Source organism: Synechococcus sp. MU1617 (assembly GCF_020514235.1).
Taxonomy (GTDB): domain Bacteria; phylum Cyanobacteriota; class Cyanobacteriia; order PCC-6307; family Cyanobiaceae; genus Parasynechococcus.
This window is the reverse complement of the sequence record NZ_VTLB01000003.1, coordinates 92041-113978: the sequence shown is the minus strand read 5'-3', so window position 1 is coordinate 113978 and position 21938 is coordinate 92041. Positions and strand designations below refer to the sequence as shown.

The 21938-nt window shown below is 62.4% G+C and carries 21 protein-coding genes; 13 read left to right on the top strand and 8 right to left on the bottom strand.

The annotated features are described in order from the left end of the window. Positions 1-161: 161 nt before the first annotated feature. From atpB to FZZ90_RS07745, 3 genes are read right to left on the bottom strand one after another with little or no spacing between them, the layout of a single operon-like run. Positions 162-887 carry a F0F1 ATP synthase subunit A gene (atpB, locus tag FZZ90_RS07755; protein WP_226425145.1) on the bottom strand — a complete coding sequence of 242 codons (726 nt, stop codon included), beginning with the start codon at positions 885-887 and terminating at the stop codon, positions 162-164. Positions 888-911: 24 nt separating this feature from the next. Further along, positions 912-1250, bottom strand: coding sequence for a hypothetical protein (locus tag FZZ90_RS07750; protein WP_114989508.1), 339 nt, complete (start codon positions 1248-1250; stop codon positions 912-914). A gap of 46 nt (positions 1251-1296) precedes the next feature. Beyond that, complete coding sequence (locus FZZ90_RS07745; RefSeq protein ID WP_226425144.1) at positions 1297-2466, bottom strand: class I SAM-dependent methyltransferase; 1170 nt, start codon at positions 2464-2466, stop codon at positions 1297-1299. A gap of 146 nt (positions 2467-2612) precedes the next feature. Here FZZ90_RS07745 and FZZ90_RS07740 point away from each other — a divergent pair, with 146 nt between their 5' ends. The 4 genes from FZZ90_RS07740 to FZZ90_RS07725 all read left to right on the top strand — a co-directional run bounded on the left by FZZ90_RS07740 (position 2613) and on the right by FZZ90_RS07725 (position 7191). After that, positions 2613-5564 carry a phycobilisome rod-core linker polypeptide gene (locus tag FZZ90_RS07740; protein ID WP_226425143.1) on the top strand — a complete coding sequence of 984 codons (2952 nt, stop codon included), beginning with the start codon at positions 2613-2615 and terminating at the stop codon, positions 5562-5564. A 407-nt stretch (positions 5565-5971) separates the two neighbouring features. Continuing rightward, positions 5972-6457 carry an allophycocyanin gene (locus FZZ90_RS07735; protein WP_114989510.1) on the top strand — a complete coding sequence of 162 codons (486 nt, stop codon included), beginning with the start codon at positions 5972-5974 and terminating at the stop codon, positions 6455-6457. A gap of 39 nt (positions 6458-6496) precedes the next feature. Then, positions 6497-6985, top strand: coding sequence for an allophycocyanin subunit beta (apcB, locus tag FZZ90_RS07730; RefSeq protein WP_028952778.1), 489 nt, complete (start codon positions 6497-6499; stop codon positions 6983-6985). 5 nt (positions 6986-6990) lie between these two features. Then, positions 6991-7191: a phycobilisome linker polypeptide gene (locus tag FZZ90_RS07725; protein ID WP_226425142.1), complete on the top strand. Its 201-nt coding sequence runs from the start codon at positions 6991-6993 to the stop codon at positions 7189-7191. A 57-nt stretch (positions 7192-7248) separates the two neighbouring features. Here FZZ90_RS07725 and FZZ90_RS07720 read toward each other — a convergent pair whose 3' ends face one another. Then, positions 7249-8055: a TlyA family RNA methyltransferase gene (locus FZZ90_RS07720; protein ID WP_226425141.1), complete on the bottom strand. Its 807-nt coding sequence runs from the start codon at positions 8053-8055 to the stop codon at positions 7249-7251. A gap of 96 nt (positions 8056-8151) precedes the next feature. Here FZZ90_RS07720 and FZZ90_RS07715 point away from each other — a divergent pair, with 96 nt between their 5' ends. The 4 genes from FZZ90_RS07715 to FZZ90_RS07700 all read left to right on the top strand — a co-directional run bounded on the left by FZZ90_RS07715 (position 8152) and on the right by FZZ90_RS07700 (position 11760). Continuing rightward, positions 8152-8352, top strand: a complete 201-nt coding sequence (locus FZZ90_RS07715; protein WP_226425140.1) for a hypothetical protein — start codon at positions 8152-8154, stop codon at positions 8350-8352. A 109-nt stretch (positions 8353-8461) separates the two neighbouring features. After that, positions 8462-9700, top strand: coding sequence for an FtsW/RodA/SpoVE family cell cycle protein (locus tag FZZ90_RS07710; RefSeq protein ID WP_370631043.1), 1239 nt, complete (start codon positions 8462-8464; stop codon positions 9698-9700). Between the two features lie 54 nt (positions 9701-9754). Next, positions 9755-10468 (top strand): cytochrome c biogenesis protein CcdA, encoded by a 714-nt coding sequence (locus tag FZZ90_RS07705; RefSeq protein WP_226425139.1) that lies wholly within the window; start codon positions 9755-9757, stop codon positions 10466-10468. A 5-nt stretch (positions 10469-10473) separates the two neighbouring features. Continuing rightward, positions 10474-11760: a cytochrome c biogenesis protein ResB gene (locus FZZ90_RS07700; protein ID WP_226425138.1), complete on the top strand. Its 1287-nt coding sequence runs from the start codon at positions 10474-10476 to the stop codon at positions 11758-11760. Here FZZ90_RS07700 and queF read toward each other — a convergent pair. After that, positions 11748-12137, bottom strand: a complete 390-nt coding sequence (queF, locus tag FZZ90_RS07695; protein ID WP_226425137.1) for a preQ(1) synthase — start codon at positions 12135-12137, stop codon at positions 11748-11750. The two genes, FZZ90_RS07700 and queF, sit on opposite strands and share 13 nt — an antisense overlap. Positions 12138-12262: 125 nt before the next feature. Between queF and FZZ90_RS07690 the strand changes: the two genes are divergently transcribed. Together FZZ90_RS07690 and purB are read left to right on the top strand one after the other, a co-directional pair. Then, positions 12263-12601 carry a P-II family nitrogen regulator gene (locus tag FZZ90_RS07690; RefSeq protein WP_006851285.1) on the top strand — a complete coding sequence of 113 codons (339 nt, stop codon included), beginning with the start codon at positions 12263-12265 and terminating at the stop codon, positions 12599-12601. Positions 12602-12812: 211 nt separating this feature from the next. Beyond that, positions 12813-14108, top strand: coding sequence for an adenylosuccinate lyase (gene purB, locus FZZ90_RS07685; RefSeq protein ID WP_226425136.1), 1296 nt, complete (start codon positions 12813-12815; stop codon positions 14106-14108). On the opposite strand, the gene FZZ90_RS07680 is transcribed toward purB, so the two are convergent. Next, entirely contained in the window at positions 14109-15299 is a 1191-nt protein-coding gene (locus FZZ90_RS07680; protein WP_226425135.1) for a polysaccharide biosynthesis/export family protein, read from the bottom strand. It lies immediately after the preceding gene. A 69-nt stretch (positions 15300-15368) separates the two neighbouring features. Between FZZ90_RS07680 and FZZ90_RS07675 the strand changes: the two genes are divergently transcribed. The 3 genes from FZZ90_RS07675 to FZZ90_RS07665 are packed head-to-tail and all read left to right on the top strand — an operon-like array spanning position 15369 to position 17920. Further along, positions 15369-16310, top strand: coding sequence for a GNAT family N-acyltransferase (locus FZZ90_RS07675; protein ID WP_226425134.1), 942 nt, complete (start codon positions 15369-15371; stop codon positions 16308-16310). A 42-nt stretch (positions 16311-16352) separates the two neighbouring features. Further along, positions 16353-16637 carry an acyl carrier protein gene (locus tag FZZ90_RS07670; protein WP_226425133.1) on the top strand — a complete coding sequence of 95 codons (285 nt, stop codon included), beginning with the start codon at positions 16353-16355 and terminating at the stop codon, positions 16635-16637. Positions 16638-16639: 2 nt separating this feature from the next. Further along, positions 16640-17920, top strand: a complete 1281-nt coding sequence (locus tag FZZ90_RS07665; protein WP_226425132.1) for a beta-ketoacyl-[acyl-carrier-protein] synthase family protein — start codon at positions 16640-16642, stop codon at positions 17918-17920. On the opposite strand, the gene FZZ90_RS07660 is transcribed toward FZZ90_RS07665, so the two are convergent. Beyond that, on the bottom strand, positions 17871-19826 hold the full coding sequence (locus FZZ90_RS07660; RefSeq protein ID WP_226425131.1) for a capsular biosynthesis protein: 1956 nt from the start codon (positions 19824-19826) through the stop codon (positions 17871-17873). The two genes, FZZ90_RS07665 and FZZ90_RS07660, sit on opposite strands and share 50 nt — an antisense overlap. Before the next feature lie 103 nt (positions 19827-19929). Further along, positions 19930-21927 carry a capsular polysaccharide biosynthesis protein gene (locus FZZ90_RS07655; RefSeq protein WP_226425130.1) on the bottom strand — a complete coding sequence of 666 codons (1998 nt, stop codon included), beginning with the start codon at positions 21925-21927 and terminating at the stop codon, positions 19930-19932. Between the last annotated feature and the right edge of the window lie 11 nt (positions 21928-21938).

Sequence of the window (21938 nt, the reverse complement as noted above, 5' to 3'; positions counted from 1 at the left end):
GTGTAAGGGGAAGCGCTGGAAAGCGCTGTACGGAATGGACTTGGGGATCGGTTCCCCCCGCGCAGGGACATTCCCGAAGGAACGGGCCCGGGTGCAATGCCGGACCTGCGCGCGGATGTGTTTAGCAGATCGCCGTTCTCAGGCGATAGAGGGGAGAGGTTTTAGTGAGCCTCGTGAAGGCCTTCACCGATGTAAAAGGAGGCCAGGGTCGCAAAGATCAGAGCCTGGATGGCACTGGTGAAGAGACCCAGAAGCATCACGGGCAGAGGCACGATCAGCGGCACCAGATACACCAGCACCCCAACAGCCAATTCGTCGGCAAGGATGTTTCCGAACAGACGGAAGGAGAGGGAGAGAGGCTTGGTGAATTCCTCGATGATCTTGAACGGGAGCATGATTGGGGTCGGCTCCACGTACAGCTCGAAGAAGCGCAGACCCTTACGGCTCAAACCGGCATAGAAGTACGCCAGTGACACAAGCAGAGCCATCGCCACAGTGGTGTTGATGTCTGCAGTGGGAGCACCAAGCTCACCCTCGGGAAGTTCGAAGATCTTCCAAGGGATCAGGGCTCCGCCCCAGTTGCTCACGAAGATGAATAGAAACAGGGTGCCGATGAACGGCAGCCAGTCGCGGTAGTACTTCTCGCCGATGTTGTCGCGGGCGATGTCGCGGATGAAATTCCAGAGGAATTCGAGCAGGTTCTGCAGACCGATCGGGTCACGCTTCATCCCGCGGGTGCCAGCAAGCACCACAGCGAGGAGGATGCCGATCAGGATCCAGGAGCTCAGGAACACCTGGCCGTGCAGATACAGATCGCCGATCTGCCAGTACAGGTGGTGACCCACTTCCAGTTCAGCGAACGGGAGTGGTAAGGGCAACAAAGCCATGGGTGCAGATAAAAGTGCTCAGACTCAGCGGTCGTCGAAGACGTGCTGAAGAATCAGGGCGGGCTTGTAGAGAAGGAATCCCAGGAAGGCCGGCAACAGATCGAGTTGAGGCAGCTTGGCCGAACCAACCACAAGCAGGGTTGGAACGATGAGCTGAAAACGCCCCAGTCCACGGGACTGGTCACTGAGCCGGGCCACACTGCGAGCTAGCAAACGCACGTACAAAAGTCCGGCGCATGAGCCCACAAGAACACTGCCGGCCACCGAGAGATTCATGGTGAGGGCCACGATCGGAACCGTGACGAGGGACACCAGAACGGTGGCCAACAGCAGGCGACGTTGAAGACGGTAAAAATCTTCCAAGCGCTGCCTGAAATGGCGCGCGGAATCTATCACGCGTTCGCTGCTGTTATTCCTGCAACAGAAGCAGCTGTCGATCCACAAGATTGCGGATCTGATCAGGAGACGCAAGGGCCCCCAATGTCTGTTCAGGCTTCTCAGCGACAGTCCGCAGCAGGGTTCGGTCGGCATCACTGAGCTGAATCGGCTCCATGTTGCGACCAAGAATTGGATCGGGTTCCCCCCAGAGACAGGGCTGAACCAAACCCCTGGCCAATCCGAGGGCCTCATCACTCCAACGGGCTCGCTCCACCGGTGCAGCAGAAAGAAAGAACTCGAAGTGGCTGATGTCGGGATCCAGCTGTTCCACAAGCTCCCACTGCTGACGCGGTGGCAAGGCCTGGGCTCGCTCCAGCAGCTCACCTTGAAGAAGGCGGTCCGGATCCCAGACCTCCGGATTGGAGAAGCCGGCGAAATGCAGACCCGCCGTTTCGATGAACGCGAAGAGACGTTCGAGGTTGTAACTGGTCTCCTGCGGGTGCAGGTACATGTCCGCAAAGTTGGCATCAGGCGCGCAATCAACGGCCCAGCGTTCACGGTGATGACGCGCAAGGCGATTGCTCTCGGGCAGGGTCTCGAACAGCTCCCGGCCAAGACGCAGGCCCTCTTGCCCTGTACCGGCATTCAGAAGATTCAGAGCTTTCTGCGTCCGGTGGATCTCCCAGCGACCCGCATCGGCATAAAGGAAGAGGTGCAGAAGACCAGACGGTGCCAAGCGATCCGCCAGGGAGCGCAGCCCCGCTTCTGGCTGATCCAGGTGATGCAACACCCCCACCGAGTTGATGTAGTCGAAAGATCCTTCGTCGCCGAGATCCAGAAGGCTGCGTTGCTCCTGACGCAACGCGTTCACCTTCTGAGCCGCTCCGGAGCGCTGACAGCGTTCCCGCGCCACCGCCAGGGCCCCATCACTGATATCCACCCCGAGCACATCCGCACCCGGGTTGAGATGACAGAGGTAATCGGTGCTGACCCCTGTGCCGCAGCCGGCATCAAGGATCCGCGGCTGCTCCGTTCCGGAGGGGATCCGCCCATGCACTGCTGCCAGCACACTGCGGTGACACCAACGCCAGTTGTATCCCGGAGGTGGTCCGTCCTGCAGCGGATCCCCCGGAAAGGGAAAGCGGTCATAGAACGCACTCACCACAGGAGTCGCAGCATCACTGGGCTTGGGGTGGGTCATGCAGCGAAGATTCGGCGCCTGCGAGCTTTTCACGCCAGACCCATCAATCCACTACGGCTCCACAAAGCCTGCAAACATTTGTTCATGGGGCCGCGGAGCGCCATCCCGGCAGCCGTAACGTGTCGCGATCCGGCTTGCTTTCGTCGATGACAGTGACCGCCAGCAGCGGCAGCCCGCGCGTGTCTCCCCAACTGTTCGACACGCTGCCGCTCTCCAGCGTCCGTCAGGCGGAGCAGCAGGACCGTTTCCCAGACAACGGGGAACTCGACAGTCTTGTGACCTTCTTCCGAACCGGTCAGGACCGGATCGAAGCGTCCCGGATCATTGCGGCCAACGCCGAGGCCATCGTGGCCCGCGCCGCCAACAGAATTTTTGTGGGAGGAACGCCTCTCTCCTTCCTTGAAGCGCCACTCACAACGGGCGAAAGCGGACGCCGAACTGGTGGTGAAGGCACGCCGCTGGCGGCTGACCAAGCCGCTTTTGAGCAGTCGGTGCGTACCTTCACCGGCGACAGCGACAGCACCAAGCGTGGCAACTTCCTTAGCCGCCTTCTGGAAGGAGCCGGTGGCGATGCCGACGTACGGGTTGTGCTCCCCACCGGTTTCAACGCCATAAGTGTGGCCAAATACGGCCCGGCCTTCATGCGCAAGTCGGTGCGCGACATGGGTTGGTTCCTGCGCTACGTGGGCTATGCACTGGTGGCTGGAGACCCCAGCATCCTTGCGGTGAACACCCGCGGCCTGCGAGACATCCTTCTGGAGAATTGCTCCCTGGCGGCCACCAACGTGGCCCTTCAGGAGATGCGGGCCGCCTCAGCGGAACTGCTGCGGGATCGTCCTGAAGCCCGTCAGATGACCATCGACTGCTTCAACGTGCTGTTGCAGGAACTGGCCATCCCCACCCCCAGCACCAAGCAGCGTCAGGGAAGTGCGGTGCAACAAGGCCTGCAGCTGCCAGCGATCTACGCCCTGGCCTCAGAGGGACACCAGCTGTTTGAAATGCGACCGGGTCTCTCCGGAGCCGAGAAAGCAGAAATCATTCGTGCCGCCTACCGCCAGGTGTTTGAGCGCGACATCGCCAAGGGCTACTCCCAGACCCCCTGCGCGGACAAAGCCAGTGCCGTCGCCCAGGGGCAGATTTCAATGCGCGAATTCGTTCGCGCCCTCGGCCGCAGCAAGGAATATCGCCAGCAGTTCCACGACGGTTTCGTCAACAGCCGCGTGGTGGAACTGGCTTACCGCCACTTCCTCGGCCGGGGCATCAGCTCCCTCGAGGAATTCCGTAAGTCGTTCGCGATCCTTAGCGACCAGGGCCTTAATGGCCTGGTTGATGTGCTGGTGAATTCCTCGGAATACGCCCAGGCCTTCGGTGAGGAGACCGTTCCCTACCTCCGGGATCTCGGCACTGAAGCCCAGGAAAGCGCCGGTTGGGGCTCCAACCGCAAGCTGTTCAAGTTCAGCGCCCCCTTCGATGGCGCACCGCAGTACGTCACCCTTTACGCCTCCTACCGCCAGCCCTTTGCTGATCAGCACGTCTACGGCGGCGGCAATGATCCGGTGGCGAACCAGTACGGCGCCATCTTCCCGAGCGGAACCGCCTCGTTGGCCACAAGGCCGGCGCCCTACGGCTACGACAGCCGTCGCCTACTTGTGAGTAACGGTCTCAACAGCCCCGGACAGCAGAACAGCGCCAGCTTTCGTGGAAGCCGCCCCCGCAAGGTGGGGCCACGGGTGGTTCGACTGCAGCAGATCGCGACCGGAGGAACCGTCAATCCCCGTCGCGGCGGGAACCCCAGCGTTCGCACCACCGAAGCCAGCACCCAAGCCGTGATCAAGGCGGTGTACGTGCAGGTGCTGGGCAACGGCGGCTATGAGGGAGAGCGCATGGGTTCTGCGGAAGCCCGTCTCGAAAATGGCGACATTTCCCTGAAGGATTTCGTGCGAGCGGTGGCCCGCTCTGATGCCTTCCGTCGCCGCTACTGGACTGGCCTCTACATCGTGAAGGCGATCGAAGTGATGCACCGCCGTCTGCTCGGACGGCCCACTTTCGGCCGCTGGGAAATTGATGCCCTGTTCGACACCGCTGCCCGCCACGGCTTCTATGGCGTTGTAGACGCGCTGATCGACAGCCGCGAATACAGCGAAGCCTTCGGATCCGACACAGTCCCCTTCGAGCGATTCATCACCCCAGGCGATGTGAACGCACGTCGTGCTCCCGGCTGGGCTCGTCCGCTCAACCTTGCCGCCGTTGCTGATCTCACCCAGAGCAGCCGCCCAGAAGCGCGGCCAGCGGAAGGTTTCCGCAGCAGTGGCACCATCACACCGCGCAACTTGGTCGACACGCAGCAGGCCTCGCAAGGAACCTGGACGCCCACCAGTGGAGCCAGCGGCGCCGACACCCGTTGGTTGTCGGTGGTGCGCCAGCAAAGCCTGGCCTCGAAGAAAACCGGTTTCCCGATGCGTCGGGCCAGCAGTTCCGAGCCAAGCAAACTCGATGGCCCCACCTGGACTGTCAAGAGCCGCTCCGCCGCGGCCGGGAAGACCCAGGCCCTTTCAACCATGGGGCAAGCATTGGCAAACGCCGATGCGTCTGGATTCCAGCTGCGGGCTGGGCTCCCGGCGATGCTTGAGCTGAAACAGCCCTGCAGTGAATCTGAACTTCGTACCGTGCTCGATGCGACATACCGTCAGCTGCTGAACCGTGTTCCAACGGAAAGCGAGCGCCTGGTCTCCGCCGAGTCACGGCTGCGCAATCAGGACATCGACCTACCCGATTTCATTGCTGAAGTGGCCATGAGCGAGGCCTTCCAAAGCCGGATCGCCTCCATGGCTCCGCTTCGGGCCGCATCCGCGGCAGGTATGGCGCTACTAGGCCGGGCCACTACCCCAGCGGAAACCAGCCGCTTCCTGATCACCCGCGCACAAGCAGGTCAGGGTGCAGCCGTCACCGAACTGTTGGCGGAACGGATCAGCTCAACAGTGCCGCGCATCGAGGGCATGACGACTGCTTCAGGGGTCAGTCAAGCCACCATCCAGCGCACGGCTTCGCTCTACCGCGGCAATGCCGGCCTGAATCCCCCAACGGGCGACGCGATCTGAGCCAAACGGCCATTTTCCTGACAAACAACCGCCCCAATTCACAGCGGTTGTTTGTCATTGGATCCCGGTGAAGTACCGCTTCATCGGGATCGTTTCTTGCGTCTTGGAACCCTCCAATTTGACAACGCAAATCGCAGTCATGGCAACGGCTTTCCTGGCACGACTCAGGCCGTGAAGAACTGTTACCCGGGCAAAAGACCCAGGCCATCGCCAGCGCAGAATGCCTCAGCCGATTCCAACGGAGCGAGGCCACAACGATCCCTGTTGATCGTTGTGAACAAGTCTCACTCCCGACGCTTCGACCCCCTGTCTCAGCCTTTAGTCTGAGACCCGATCCTTCGGGATCACCCCTTATTCACCGGATACCGGTCTCCTACGGGCGGCCGCTTGTTTCGAGGCAGAACTGCATGAGCATCGTCTCCAACTCGATCATCAACGCGGACGCCGAAGCCCGCTACCTCAGCCCTGGCGAACTCGACCAGATCAAAGCCTTCGTAACCGGCGGTCAACGCCGTCTACGCGTGGCCCAGGTCCTGTGCGAGAGCCGCGAGCGCATCGTCAAGCAGGCTGGTGGTCAGCTGTTCCAAAAGCGTCCCGACGTCATCTCTCCCGGCGGCAATGCCTACGGCGAAGAGATGACTGCCACATGTCTGCGCGACATGGACTACTACCTCCGCCTTGTCACTTACGGCATCGTTGCCGGTGACGTGACTCCGATCGAAGAGATCGGTGTGATCGGCGCGAAAGAGCTCTACCGCTCCCTGGGCACTCCCCTGGAAGCCATGGCAGAAGCCGTGCGCGAGATGAAGATCGTCGCCATGGGCCTTCTCACTGGAGCCGACGCAGAGGAAGCCGGCACCTACTTCGATTACGTGGTTGGCGCCCTCGCCTGAACCGCTCGCTGAACTCCCCTCTCGTCTCCTCACGGATCCATGCAAGACGCCATCACCAACGTCATCAACAAGTCGGACGTCCAGGGCCTCTACCTGGACACGGCTTCGATGAGCAACCTCGAGTCGTATTTCGCCAGTGGTGAACTGCGCGTTCGCGCTGCTGCCACCATCAGCGCCAATGCTTCGGCCATCATCCGTGATGCCGTTGCCAAGGCCCTGCTGTACTCGGACATCACCCGTCCCGGCGGCAACATGTACACCACCCGCCGCTATGCCGCCTGCATCCGCGACCTGGACTACTACCTGCGGTATTCCACCTACGCCATGCTGGCTGGAGACACCTCGATCCTCGACGAGCGTGTCCTGAACGGCCTTAAGGAGACCTACAACTCCCTGGGCGTTCCCATCGGCGCCACCGTTCAGGCCATCCAAGCCATGAAGGAAGTCACCGCCGGACTGGTCGGCCCTGACGCTGGCAAGGAAATGGGTGTCTACTTCGACTACATCTGCTCCGGCCTCGGCAACTGAGCCCCATGCGGTTGTTCAAAGTCACCGCCTGCATCCCCAGCCCTGAAAAGGTTCGGACGCAGCGCGAATTGCAGAACACCTTCTTCACCAAGTGGGTGCCCTACGAGAGCTGGTTCGCTGAACAACAGCGGATTCAAAAGCAGGGCGGTCGCATCATCAAGGTGGAGCTCTGCACCGGGGGTCAGCAGGTCAACGTCGGCAACTGAACTCCGCCCCAAAGTGAATTACAAGCCCGGTTCAACACCGGGCTTTTTTATTGGCCATCAACCTTGGAGGGTCTGCGCCACAAAAGCATCGAGATCCGGAAGAACAGCGGCATTCCCCTCCCCCAACCAGAGCACGTACTCATGGTTGCCGGCAGGCCCGGTGATCGGCGAAGCCACCAAACCCTGGGGCTGCCAACCCGACTCTGCCGCCGCTGCAATCACAGATTCAATGGCATCCCGGTGGGCCGCAGGGTCACGCACCACGCCCCCCTTGCCGACGCGGCTCTTGCCCACCTCAAACTGCGGCTTCACCAGCACAAGCGCATCGGTGTCAGGCCCCCGCAACAACCGGCGCAACGCAGGAAGAATCAGCCGCAGTGAAATGAACGACACATCGGTGACAGCCAAACTGGGCCAGGGGTCGTCGGCCCCGTAGAGATCGTCGGGCTGCAGATGGCGCAGGTTGGTGCGTTCCCGCAGCACCACCCGTTCGTCAGTTCGCAGGCTCCAGGCCGTCTGGCCGTAGCCCACATCAACGCCATAAACACAAGTGGCGCCATGCTGCAGCAGACAATCGGTAAAGCCACCGGTGGAGATGCCGCCATCCAGGCAGACGCGCCCCTCCACCCGCACAGGGAAGGCCTTCAAGCCCGCCAGCAGTTTTTCGCCCCCTCGAGAGACAAAGCGAGGGGGCTGCTCTACTCGCAGTTCTCGCTCCGGCGTCACCTCCGTTCCGGGCTTATCCAACAGGGTCCCGGCACCATCACGAACCTTGCCAGCACGAATCAATTGCTGCGCCTGTTGGCGCGAACTGACCAATCCACGGGTCAGGAGTTCAAGATCAAGACGCTGTTTGGACGCCATTGCGACATAAAAGCAGACCGATCCCGAAGAAAACCGGCGATCCAGCGGCTGCAGCGTGTTCTGCCTAGAGGATTTTGCCAATTCGCGTCGAGGGACGTGTCCAGCCACCGACCCCAACCCGCCAAGGTGGTGCCGTTGCTGCGGCCGGGCAGCTTTGTGCGGCTTGATAACCAGCCCTCCGACCTACCGCCCTTCCAGGTGCTTCACTGCCGCGGAGGACGTTGCTGGGTTCGCCAGCAATCCTGGGGATCCCATGTGCAGTGGGAAGTTGAGCATGAACGGTTGAACATTGCTTGAGCGAAGCTCCTGCTCACCAAGTCCTGCAAAGACTCCCAGACAACAATTCTGTTTAATCAGTGTCTTGGCAAGGCAACTATTTCACGGCTCAATGGAGCATTGACGCTGTTTGAGCAAACGTTTGGGTCAAGCGACAGCCCTACAAAGAACTTCGAGACGACGGGGTAGACCAGAGACTCAGAAGCCGGCTCTGGTCCAGCGGCTTCTCCCCTTACCGTGGCAGCTCTGGCCAGCAGAAGCTCGCCTGCTCATGGGGCTTGCCGGGTTCTGGAGTGTGGCAGGGCTGGTGGTGCTGGCGTCAGCGAGTTGGTGGGTAGCCCTACGGGAAATGGGCGACGGCGGCTTTTACCTCAAACGGCAGGCGATCTGGCTGATGGCCAGCTGGAGTCTGCTGGCCATCACAATCTCCACAAGCTTGCGGCGCTGGCTGCGCTGGTCAGGCCCGGGGCTGTGGATGGGCTGCCTTCTGATCGCCGCCACCTTGGTGATGGGCACCACAGTGAACGGCGCCAGCCGCTGGCTGGTGCTGGGGCCACTGCAGATGCAGCCCTCGGAGCTGGTGAAACCCTTTGTGGTGCTGCAGGCCGCCAACCTGTTCGCCCCATGGAACCGAATGAGCCTCGACCAGAAGCTGCTATGGCTTGGCAGCTTCGGCGGGCTGCTGCTGCTGATCCTCAAGCAGCCCAACCTCTCCACTGCAGCCCTAATGGGACTCACCCTCTGGATGGTGGCCCTGGCCGCCGGCCTGCGCTGGCGCAGCCTTCTGGGCACCGCCATGGCGGGATCACTGCTGGGCACCGCCAGCATCCTGATCAATGAATACCAGCGGATCCGGGTGGTGTCGTTTCTAGATCCCTGGAACGACCCGATGGGAGATGGCTATCAGCTCGTGCAGAGCCTGCTGGCGATCGGATCGGGCGGTTTGATGGGGCAGGGCTATGGCCTCTCCACCCAGAAACTCCAATACCTGCCGATCCAGAGCACCGACTTCATCTATGCGGTGTTCGCCGAGGAATTTGGATTTGTGGGCTCGGTGCTGCTGCTGCTGTTCCTGATGCTGGTGGCCTGGGTGGGGCTGCGGGTGGCCCTGCGCTGCCGCAGCAACCAGGCACGGCTCGTGGCCATCGGCTGCACCACGATCCTGGTGGGCCAGTCGATCCTGAACATTGCGGTGGCTTCTGGGGCGATGCCCACCACCGGTCTGCCGCTGCCCTTGATCAGCTACGGCGGCAACTCGCTGATGTCGAGCCTGGTGATCCTGGGGCTGCTGATCCGCTGTTCGCTGGAATCCACAGGCTTGATCGGGGGGCGATCCAACAAGCGACAACGGTCCGTGCGCCAACGCTGAACCTGGTCTGACGATCGGCTTGCCTGGATAGGCTTTGCGTACTCAAGGGCACCTGTGGACCTGCTGCTGCTCTCCGATTTGGCCCAGAGCAGCGAACAGCTGCTGCAGCGCGCCCTGGCGGATCCAGGTCCACTGACGCTGGCGTTGGTGTTTGGTGGCGGCGCCCTCACCAGCCTGGGGCCGTGTTCCCTGTCATTGCTACCGGTGACACTGGCCTACCTGGCAGGATTCGAGGATGGCCAACCAGCGTGGCAGCGCAGCCTCGCCTTCTGCGGCGGCATCGTCGGCGCCCTGGTGGTGCTGGGAAGCATCAGCGGACTGCTGGGCCGGATCTACGGCCAAGTGCCGTCACTGATCCCCACATTGGTGGCGATCCTGGCTATCGCGATGGGGCTCAACCTGCTGGGAGTGCTGCGGATTCCACTGCCAAGTGGTCCGGATCCAGAGCAGTGGCGTCAGAAGGTACCGGCCCCGCTGGCGCCGGTTGCGGCAGGACTGGCCTTCGGGCTGGCGGCCTCACCCTGCACCACCCCCGTCTTGGCGGTGCTGCTGGGCTGGATTGCCCAGAGCGGTCGCCCCCTAGCGGGAGTGGCCCTGCTCAGCAGCTTCGGCATCGGCCAAGTTCTGCCCCTGCTACTGGCGGGCACCTTTGCAGCAGCCATTCCCAAACTGCTAGCCCTGCGGGGCATCAGCCGCTGGGTGCCGCCAGCCAGTGGTGTGGTGCTGCTCACCAGCGGCCTGCTGACCCTGCTGGCCCGCTGGAGCTGATGGGGATGGCGCCACTAAAACGCATGGCCGCCTGGCTCAGCGATCTACGGCTGGCCATCGTGTTGCTGCTGATGATTGCCCTGGCAAGTGCCGTGGGCACGGGCATCCCCCAGGGGGATCCGCCTTCCAAATACATCGATGCCTATGCCGACACCCCCTGGCTGGGGTTGCTTAACGGCGAACAGGTGCTGCAATTGCAGCTCGATCATGTGTACTCCAGCGGCTGGTTTCTGGCCCTGCTGGCCTGGCTGGGGCTCTCCCTGATCCTCTGCAGTTGGCGCCGTCAGTGGCCAGCCCTAATGGCGGCCCGGCGCTGGATTGACTACCGCACCACACGCCAGCTGAGCAAATTGGCCATCGCCGAAAGCCAGCCCTGCCCAGACCCCAGCCAGGGGCTAACGCAGCTTGAGACGGCGCTGCGGGCCAGCGGATGGGAGGTGCAACGCAAGCCACAACGGCTGGCGGCCCGGCGCGGCGCCATCGGCAGGGTGGGGCCCCTACTCGTTCACACCGGCCTGGTGCTGCTGATGATTGGCGCGGCCTGGGGGGGCCTGGCGGGAAACCGCCTTGAGCGCTTCCTGGCCCCCGGCCGCAGCCTCGATCTTCTGGATCGCGATGGCACCAGTCAGCTGACGATCACCCTGGACCGCTTCGCCATTGATCGGGACTCGGCCGGCCGAACGGAACAGTTCCGCTCAGCTCTGAAGCTGCAGGGACCCAACCAAAGCTTGGATGCCGAGATCAGCGTCAATCACCCGCTGCGGCACCGTGGCATCACCATCTATCAGGCAGATTGGTCGCTCGCAACGATCAGCCTGCAGATCGGGCGCAGCCCCGTGCTGGAGCTGCCGTTGCAGACCTATCCAGAGCTGGGTGATCAGATCTGGGGCCTGGTGCTGCCAACCCGCCCGGATGGCACCGAACCGGTATTTCTGAGCCTGGAGAGCGAACAGGGTCCAGCCACGGTGTTCGATGCGGACGGCCAGCAGCTCGCCCGGCTGCGACCGGGTGGACCCCCATCAGAAGTGAAAGGCTTGCCGATGCGGGTGGATGCGGTGCTGCCGGCCAGCGGACTGTTACTCAAACGGGATCCTGGGGTACCGCTGGTGTACTTGGGCTTCGCAGTGCTGCTGGTGGGCGGTGGATTGAGCCTGGTGGCCACCCGGCAGCTGTGGGCTATCGCCGCCGATGGAACCCTCAGTGTGGGCGGCCTCTGTAACCGCAACCTCGCGGCCTTCGCCACTGAATTGCCTCAGCTGTTGCAGCAGGGGGTTGCCGATCAGCAGGGCTGACGGATGCCGTGACTCACCCGCACCACGGTGTGCACATTGCCGCGGGGGTTGAAATCGGCTTCCAGCTGCATCCACACCGGGTCGGTGGCCGCCACCAGATCATCGAGGATGCGATTGGTTACCTCCTCATGGGAGATCGACTGGTCGCGGTAGCTGTTCACATAAAGCTTGATCGCCTTCAGCTCCACCACCCGTGGCCCGGGTTGGTAGATCAGGCGCAGCACCGCGAAATCGGGATAGCCGGAGAAGGGGCATTTGCAAGTGAATTCCGGCAGCTCGATCGACACCTCATAAGGGCGCCCGGGCCGAGGATTGTCGAAGCAGATCAGCTCGGCTTCGGCGATGGCGCGTTCGCCGTAGAGGGGGGTTTGGGTCAAAGGGCTGAAGGGGCCGGTTCTGATCAGCGACCCTAGGAAGTCAAGCTTCGGCAGCGTTCTGTAACAGCGGCCACGCACGGCTCTGAGAACCGCGGCATCCTTAAAACCAGATCGGTACTCTCCCCATGAAAAAGGTCGAAGCAATCATTCGTCCTTTCAAGCTGGAAGACGTCAAGGTGGCGCTGGTGGAAGCCGGCATCATCGGCATGACCGTGAGCGAAGTGAGGGGCTTCGGCCGCCAGAAAGGTCAGGTGGAGCGCTACCGCGGCTCGGAATTCACCGTTGAATTTCTACAGAAACTGAAGATTGAAGTGGTCGTCGAGGACGACCGGGTCGAAGAGGTGGTCAAGTCGATCGCTGATGCCGCCCGCACCGGTGAAATCGGTGACGGCAAGATCTTCATCAGCCCTGTGGAATCGGTGGTGCGCATCCGCACAGGCGACCGCGACAGCACGGCCCTCTGAGCTCGGAACACCAGAACAGCCCTATCCGCCGCGGCGTTTTCCAATCCTGAGCGGACCAAGTCGTGGGGCGTTGCCGTCCAGTGCAGGTAAAGCGTTGGGGTCATCGCCCAAGGATGGCGGCGACCCGGAGATGGCACGACGGCACGGAGGCTCACTCAGTCGCGCGGAGGCCGCCCCATAGATTTGTTGGGTTGTTCAACCGAGCGCGCCGGTGATTGAGCGTTACACCCTTCCTGAGATGGGAGCCGTCTGGAGTGAGCAGGCGAAATTCCAGAGCTGGCTTGATGTGGAAATCGCTGCCACCGAAGCCAACTGCCGGCTCGGTCGTGTGCCCCAAGAGGCCCTCGACACCATCAAGGCGAAGGCCAGCTTCGAGGTGGAGCGCATCCTGGAAATTGAAGCCGAGGTACGCCACGACGTGATCGCCTTCCTCACCAACGTGAATGAGCACGTTGGTGATGCCGGGCGCCACATCCATGTGGGCATGACCAGCAGCGACGTGCTGGACACGGGCGTGGCCCTGCAGCTGAAACGCTCGGTGGCCCTGCTGCGCAACGAACTCGATGCCTTAGCAGACGCTCTGCGCGAACTGGCCCGAGCCCACAAGGGCACCGAAATGATCGGCCGCTCCCATGCCATCCACGGCGAACCGATCACCTTCGGGTTCAAGGTGGCCGGCTGGCTGGCGGAAACCGAGCGCAACCGCATCCGCCTTGAACGGCTTGAGCAGGATGTGGCCGTGGGCCAGGTGAGCGGCGCCATGGGCACCTATGCCAACACCGATCCCCAGGTGGAGGCCATCGCCTGCGAGATCCTCGGGCTCACCCCCGACACCGCCAGCACCCAGGTGATCTCCCGCGATCGCCATGCCGACTACGTGCAGACCCTCGCCCTGGTGGGCGCTTCCCTGGAGCGCTTCTCAACGGAGATCCGCAATCTCCAACGCACCGATGTATTGGAAGTGGAGGAGAACTTTGCCAAGGGCCAGAAGGGCAGCTCTGCCATGCCCCACAAACGCAACCCGATCCGCAGCGAGCGGATCAGCGGTCTGGCCCGGGTGCTGCGCAGCTACACCATTGCTGCTCTTGAGAACGTGGCCCTCTGGCATGAGCGCGACATCAGCCACAGCTCCACTGAGCGAATGATGCTTCCCGATTGCTCGGTGACCCTGCACTTCATGCTGCGGGAGATGACCAGCGTCGTGAAGGGTCTTGGGATCTACCCCGAGAACATGCGCCGCAACATGAATGTGTATGGCGGCGTGGTGTTCAGCCAGCGGGTGCTGCTCGCCCTTGTGGGCACCGGCATGAGCCGAGAAGAGGCCTACCGGGTCGTGCAGCGCAATGCCCACACAGCCTGGAACGCCGCCGGCGGTGACTTCCGCGCCAATCTCGAAGCCGATGGTGATGTCACCAGCCGGCTCTCCGCAGCGGAGCTGGCCGACTGCTTCAGCACCGCGGTGCACCAAGAGAACCTGGGCGTGATCTGGGACCGATTGGGAATTTAATCAGCGACCACCATTCGACGGCATCGGCAGACCCAACAAACGGTAAACCGATGCCGCATCGACGATCGGCTCGAGAGGCAACATGGCATCGCTCATCGTGTCGGTGACCTTCGTAAAGGTGTTGCGGTCCACAACCACCACATCACCGTTGCGCAGCGGCGGGTTGTTGGCACTGCTAAGCACAGCATTGGGGTCGTAACGCAGCTGCTTCACCGTGGTGCGTCCCTGGCGGTCCATACGGATCAAATCAACCCGCTTCACGCTGCCGCGGCGGGTAACGCCTCCAGACGCCAGGATCGCGCGGGACAACGGATCATTGGATCCAATCTGAACCACTCCTGGGGAGAAGACTTCTCCAACAACCTGAACATTGATGGCCGTTGGAGCGAAGTTGGAGGCTGCAGTCGTCAACAGGTCCACATTGACGGGCGATGTTGCCTTGTGCACCCGGATGCTGTCGCCGTCATAGATCAACGGATTGGGTGCAAAACCTCCGTCTTTAAGCACGGTGAGGTAATCGAAGACGTAGCTCTGGGTGAGCCCACCAGGAGTGGGGGACGACCTCAGCAGTTCCAGGCGGGCCAGATCCCCTGCTGCGGAAATTCCACCAGCTTTCTGAATCACATCAATCATGGTCGGCCAACCGCCACCATCTGCGCCGACGCCTGTCGCATCGCCAGAGCTACCAATTGACCCTTGACTGTTGACCGGCAGAGTGAAAACACCGGGGCGAAGGACCTCTCCCGTCACCGTGACCCGGACCGGGCGCTGCTCAACAAGGTCGACATAGACGAGGGGCCGACGCAGGAAGCGGCTGTAGCCGTCGGTGATGCGCTGACGGGCCTCGTCAAGGGTCAAGCCCCACACTTGGATCGTGCCAAGCCGCGGCAGGTTGACGGTGCCATCACTCAGCACCTGAACCTGAGCCTCGTAACCCTCAATCTTGAACACCGAAGTGACGAGCCGGTCCCCGGGCGCCAGGCGGTAGCGGTAGGTCTGCGGCGGCAGGCTGGGCGGGGATGGCAACGGCGGCGGCGCTTGCAGAGGCGTGGTGGATGCCGCCGCCGCAGGCGTCTTCAGCCAGTTGATCCGCTCTTCAGCTTTCAGACCACCGGCCGACAACACAGGAGCCGAGAGCACCACCGCTGCAGCAACAGCTGCGGAAAGACCGGTCCTTGAGGGCACAACCATGGATGGAACTGAGACAGCAGCCAAATGGACGCCAATCTTCCCGCATAATGCGGTCTAGGCATATGGCCCATGACGCAGACCGGACCAACAGCGCAGCATGACGTTCTGCTTCCTCACGGATGGAGTGAAGCCAACAGAGCTGGCAGCCTGTTGTTCCGCCTCGACGGTCTTGAGCTGCATCTGATCCCCGGCTCAAGATTTGAGGAGGTGGCTGATGCGGTTGGAACCCTACGGGAATCCACCTACCGTCAACAGCTCTCCGGCTCGGGCAACACCCGCGACCTCGACGGCCGCGACGAGGCTTACGACCATCTGATTCTTCTGGAACCCAGCAGTGGTGCACTGGCCGGATCCGCACGGTTGCAATTCATTCCCCAGTTCACTTCAGCTGAGGATCTCCCCGGCAGCCAGCAGTCCTACCTGGAGCACGTCTATCCCGGCATTAAAGCGATGCTGGCGGAGCAAACCCCACACGTGGAAATTGGTCGGGTCGCCCTGGCCCCACGCTTTCAGCGTCAACCGCACTCCTTGATGGCCCTGTTCCGCGGAGGACTCCTGATCGCGGCTCGCTCGGGATTCAGCATCTTGCACGGATTGGTCTCTTACAACCACTTCGCCTACAGCGATGCCGTCAACAGGGCCTTCCTCAGTGCATTGATGCGGCCTCCGTACCGCAGAACGAGCCCCGCCTTGCCGTCCCCGCGTCACCCGATCAACAACATTCAGCCGGACGACAACACCCACCCGATCGGCAATGTTCAGGCCCTTGAAGTGGCGATTCGACAGGAGCACAGCGACGACTTCCGTCTGCCTGTGCTGTTGCGCCAGTACTTCAACCTGATGGAAGCCAAAGTCTGCGACCTCTCCTTGGCCCGGGATTTCAATCAGATCACAGAAATTCTGATGGCCGCTGACCTCTCACGGCTGCCGAAGGATCGTCTCGCCTTCTTTATCGACGTTGACCACCAACCCGTCTACCAGCAGTTCAGCTGGTACCGAGGCGAGAAGTAAACGAGGTATCACTGGTACTTTAGCTGGATTAAAAGGATGTAGGTGTTGGCCGAGGGAACTCCCAATAAGCAACAGCTGGAGGAGCGCCTTGTCGAAATCCTGCATCGCATTTCCGGCGCCGATCCTGCGACGATCACCCCCGACGCCCGCCTGATGGAAGACATCGGAATCGATTCTCTCGGGTTCTACGAAATTCTGATCGAAGCCGACACCTGCTTTGGCATTCGCATCCAGGAGGAGCAGCTGCTGCAGTTCAAGACTGTGGGTGACATCCAGAGCCATCTGGAATCACTTGACATCGATCTGCCCAGTTCCAAAACCGCTTAACCGTGGCTGTTCGGCAACGTTGCGCCCAGCGGGTTTCAATCGTGGGATGGGGCTCCATATCCCCTCTTGGCTCTAACGCCTCCTCCACCTGGGAAGGGGTGCTATCGGGCCGTTCCGGCATCAGCGCCCTCAGGTCAGCCTGGAGCGAAGATCTATCGGTGCGCATTGCGGGTTGTGTTCCCGATGCCGCCATCTCATCCCTAGAACCTCTACTGCTGCGGCGCTCCGATCGGTGCGCTCAACTCGGGGTACTGGCCGCCCGGGAAGCCTGGGCCATGGCCTCCGCGGTCACGGGCGGCATTAATCCAGCCCGGGTGGCCGTGGTACTCGGCACCGGCATCGGCGGACTCCACACGATGCATGAACAGCACAACCAGCTGACCGCCGGAGGACCAACGCGGGTCAACCCCCTTACCGTGCCGATGCTGATCCCCGACGCGGCCGCTGGCCAAGTTGCCATCGATCTGGGACTGCATGGGGGTGCACACACCCCTGTCTCGGCCTGCGCATCAGGAGCCGAAGCCATGATGCTGGCCCAAATGCTGCTCAATGATGGGCGTGTCGATCTTGTCTTGGCCGGCGGAACCGAAGCGCCGGTGAACCGGTTGGGCCTCGTGGGCTTCTCTGCCATGCGAGCCCTCTCCTGCCGCAACGATGCCCCTGAGCAGGCTTCCCGGCCGTACGGCAAAGACCGGGACGGGTTCGTGCTCTCGGAGGGAGCCGGAGTTCTGGCGATGATGCGGGAGGAAGACACCCCCAGCGGTGCCGCCCTGGGCTGGCAACTCTCCTGCGGCAGCAGCAGCGACGGACATCACATCGTTGCCCCGGAACCCCAGGGCACCCAGGCCAGCCTGGCCATCGAGGATGCCCTGCGACGGGCCGGGGTGGAACCTGGTGATCTCTGCGCCGTTCAGGCTCACGCCACCGGCACCAGCCTGGGCGACCTTGCCGAAGCAAGGGCATTGCGCCGCAGTTTGGGTGCTGCCGCCGATCACATCCCCGTCTTCGCCCCCAAGGGCCAGCTCGGCCATCTACTGGGAGCCGCTGGAGCTGTAGAGGCGATTCTTGGGGTGCAGGCCTTGCGGCATGGAGCGCTGCCCCACAGCATCAATTCCGACCCCCTCGACCCCGAGGTGGAGCTCGCCGTGACCAACCAGGGACCCGTCGCACTATCGACCTCAGGCTCCGAACGGTTGATGCTCAAGAACGCCTTCGGCTTCGGCGGTCACAACATCAGCCTGGTGCTCTCTGCGTCCGGTAGTACCGCTGAACAGCAGCGCTGAATCCCTCACGGTCGCGGGGATCAACGGGAAGGTGGAGGTCGTCCGCACGACCCCGGCGGCAGTGAATCGTGCCCAATGGTGCCGTCAAACGACCCAACAACAGCGGTAGGGGTTTGTAGCGCGCACCGACAGCCCCCTCCAATCCGTCGTAACTGAAGAACCACGGCACCACACGACCGCCATAGTGCTGGGCCAACATCCAGGCACTCGGAGACACCCGCTCCTCGATTGGTGTCACCAGCGAACCGTTGGGGGCAATCATGATTTCGCCGTGGTCCCGCAGAAGGGTGGAGGCACTCATCATTCCGGCCAGGCGGGACTGGGGCTGACGGTGATCCAGCACCGCGGAGCCGGCATTGCGCGCGGCGGCGGCGTAACCCGGCAGCACCCAACGCAGGTGCAATTGCGCCGTGGTCAGCCCAGGCATGCGCAAAACCCCCTGGATCACCAGACCATCACAGGGGCTTCGGTGATTAAAGATGTGAACCAGCGGCATGCCAGCCGGTTCCGAGGGTTGGCTGTCATCCACCACCACCTGAATGCCCAGGGCCCGCAAAGCCACGGAGGAAGCCATGGTCATCAAGGCGGCGGCCCAATCAGGTCGCTGAAGCAAGATCGCGGGCAGCTGCAGGCCGTACAGGGTGAAACCCAGACCGGCCCAGCCCAACCGGGCCATCAGCCGCCCCAACAGCAGCACGGGATTGCGAAGCCTGCCGGATGGCTTTATCGGCAGTCTGGGGCTGGGGGGGAGCTGACGGGCTTCCGGACCGATCGGGAAGGTGGTGCGAAAAGGGAAATCCCCATCGAAATTGCCATTCACCTGCGTGGTGAGCACCAGATGGTTGTAGAAGCGATAGAAGAGGGCTCGATCGCTGGGTTGGGGATCGCACCAAAACCCGTCGAGGGGTTTTTGGTCCGTCAGTCCTGCCAGGTTGTAGAAGGTGTCCCCCATCGTCTTGGTGGGAACCGCATGGAACAAGGCCTGCAGCCCGACGGTGCTGTTCACAGTGATCACCCCACGGCAGGTGCGCAGATAGCGGCTGAGGGGGCCGTCGTGGAAGTAATGCACCCGGCCAGTGACGCCGTATTGCTTGGCGAGCAGCAGGATCAACAAGGCGTAGTTGTTGTAGCCCCGATCCCGTGGATGGTGCTTGAAAGCCAGATGGTCGGAGGCGTGAGCATGGCCAGCGAAGGATCGAATCACGTCTTCGATGAAGTCGTGCATGCCCCGGTAAGGCGACCCCATCTGAATCTGGGAATCACTGGAAACCTGCAGAACCGCCAAAAAGAACGAGCAGTGTTCGAGCAACCGCTGCTTCACCGCTTTTTCCTGCCAGCGGTAGAGCCAGTAGCGCCAGGTGCCACGCACTTGGCACCAGAGAAACCCTGGCGAGGGCTGAAGTTTGTGCTCACCCTCGATGATCGGGTAGCGGGTGAAGGCGTGCTGAATGAAGGTCGGTGCCTTCCAGGCCTTGCGCCATCGCCAACCGGGATCCAGCACGATGTTCTGGGGCAGCTGGTCGCAGGGGGGCAGTTCCTGATAAAAAGCTGCTGGCTTGTTGAGGTTGGAGCGGGCATTGACCCGATCCCGCTCAAGAGTCACGTAGTTCGGGCGCAGATAACCCAGCTCAAACACCCAGGCCTCAACCCCGAAGTTGCGAGCTTCTTCAATGGCGATTCGGTGGGGAATGATGAAGTCGCCATACATAAAGATGTGGCGAATCCCCCGTTCCTCAATCAGCCGACGAAGGAAGGGACGCCAGGAGTCCATCCCCTTGCTGTACGGCACACAAACTTCGGCAGGGAAGCCAAATTCCCGCAGGGGGAACGCCACCTTGGTGACCGGGATGCCACAACCCTGCAGGTAGCGGCTGAAACGAGCGAAGAACAGACCGATGGGGCCCATCAAAAGCAGCACCGGCCCCTCGATTCGTACCTGTACGAGAGCTGGCGCCCGTCCCCTGCCCAAACTGCGATCCGCCCATGAATGAACAAAATCCTGGCACGGCTCAACGGCGGCGAAGCCGTCCCCAGTGGCGGAACAGGGCCTGCACAAGCGTGCGGCGCTGTGGAGGAGCGGCACGCCAAGCCACCAGCTCGTCGATGGCCTGCTCAGCGGTGATGAACCAGCCGCTATCGCGGCTGACGTAACGGGGATAGTCGATCAGGGCGGCATGGACCAGCTCATCCAGCGACAGCTGCCGCTGACGACGGTCGCAACGCTCGCGGTCGTGGGTCAGGCCCCAGCCGGCATAGAACGGCAGGCCCCAGCAATGCACCTCAACGCCACGCAACAACGCCTCAAACCCTGCCAGGGATGTGAGCACGTGCAGGGCATCGATCTGGGTAAACAGCTGCTGGATCGACCCTTGCGGCAGCACTTCATCGCAGAGCTGAGCGGCGGCGTCCTCGCCGGCGCCGGCACTGCAGAGACCTGCCACAACATCAGGATGAGGTTTGTACACCAGGTAGGCCTGAGGCTCCGCCGCCCGCACCGCTTCCAACAAAGCCCTGTTGGTTCGCAGGCCAGGGGCGCCGTAGCGGATCGAGGCATCGCTTTCCACCTGACCGATCACCATCACCACCCGGCGCTGTCCAGCAGGACGAATCCAAGCTTCCGCCTGGAGGTTGTATTTGGTGATCGCCTCTTGCACCAACCGCTGACGCAACGCCGCTGCCCTCTGGCATTGAGCCGACGTCCACTGCTGCGTCGCCAGGAGCGTTTCCAGATCGCTGGGCCTGGTGGCGTCGTAATAGACGCCCTGCTGATCCACCACCCAGGACACCGGATCCACCAGATCAGCCCCGAGTCCGACCGAACGCAGGAAACCGTCCTCCACCTGCAGCACCGGCAGTTGCCGGCGCGCCGCGGCCTCAAGCAGACGCGGTTTGGCGCGGCGCCCCCAAACCACCACAGCATCAGCACCTCGCGGAATCCGCCGCCATGGGGCGCGAAACCGCAGCTGACTGCCCGCTAAAAAGCGGCGCAGATTGCGCTGTTTCCAGGGGGTAAAGCCGAAGGCCACACACCTCCGGGGCTGTTGCGTCTGAAGGCGCCGCTGCAAGCCGATCGCATCCATCAAGACTTCAATGCTGCAGGCCTGATGCCCATGGGGGTCGATGCAGCGGCAGGCCCCGACAAGGGCGGCATGCACCAAAGCCTCAAGGCTGGCGCCCTGGCGTCGCCGAATCGGGGCCTCGCATTGGTCGTGGGTCAGCCCCCAGCCGCCATAGAACGGCATCCCGAAACAGTGCACCGGGCGACCCCAAAGCAAAGCTTCAAAACCCATCTGGGACGTGACCACATACACCGCCCGGGCCCGCTCAAGCAGCCGAGCCGGATGGCAGCCGTCCGCACTGAGGCGAACGCGGGGTTGATCCAGATTTTTCGCGCTGAAATGCCCCCTGGCCCGGCCAGAGATCACATCCGGATGCACCTTCAGCACCACCGTGCACTCGGGATGGTCTTCCAAGGCGGCCTGAAGCATCCGCTGAAAACAGCTGGCATCGGCCAAGCCAAGTGCAATCGATCGATCCCCAGCGGATTGATCCACCACCAGCACGTAGGGCTCCTGCGGTGCCTCCGCCTCCAGCGGGGGGTTCACTTTGCTGAGCCGCTGATCGCACCAGAGCCTTTGCAACGCGCGAGCCCTGTTGGCCTGAGCCACCGTGATCGGCGCTGCGATCAGCTGCTCCATCCTGCTGGGGACGGTTGCATCGAAATGCACCCCCAGCTCATCCACCAACAAAGCAAGCGGTGGATGCTCCCGGCCCTTGGCCAACGAGCGCAGCAGACCATCCTCGAGATGCCACACCGGCAGATCCCACCGTTGAGCTAGGCGCTCCACCCACAGCGCACTGGGTCGCCTCCCCCACGCCAACAGCACGTCCACATCGCGGCGGCGACCCGGCACCAAACGGTCCGGTGCCAGCAGCTGCGCCAGTGTGCGGTGCGTCAGCATCCCCCGGGTCGGAACCCCGAGCCTCAGAGCAGCAGGCCTGGTCATCGGGTAAGACA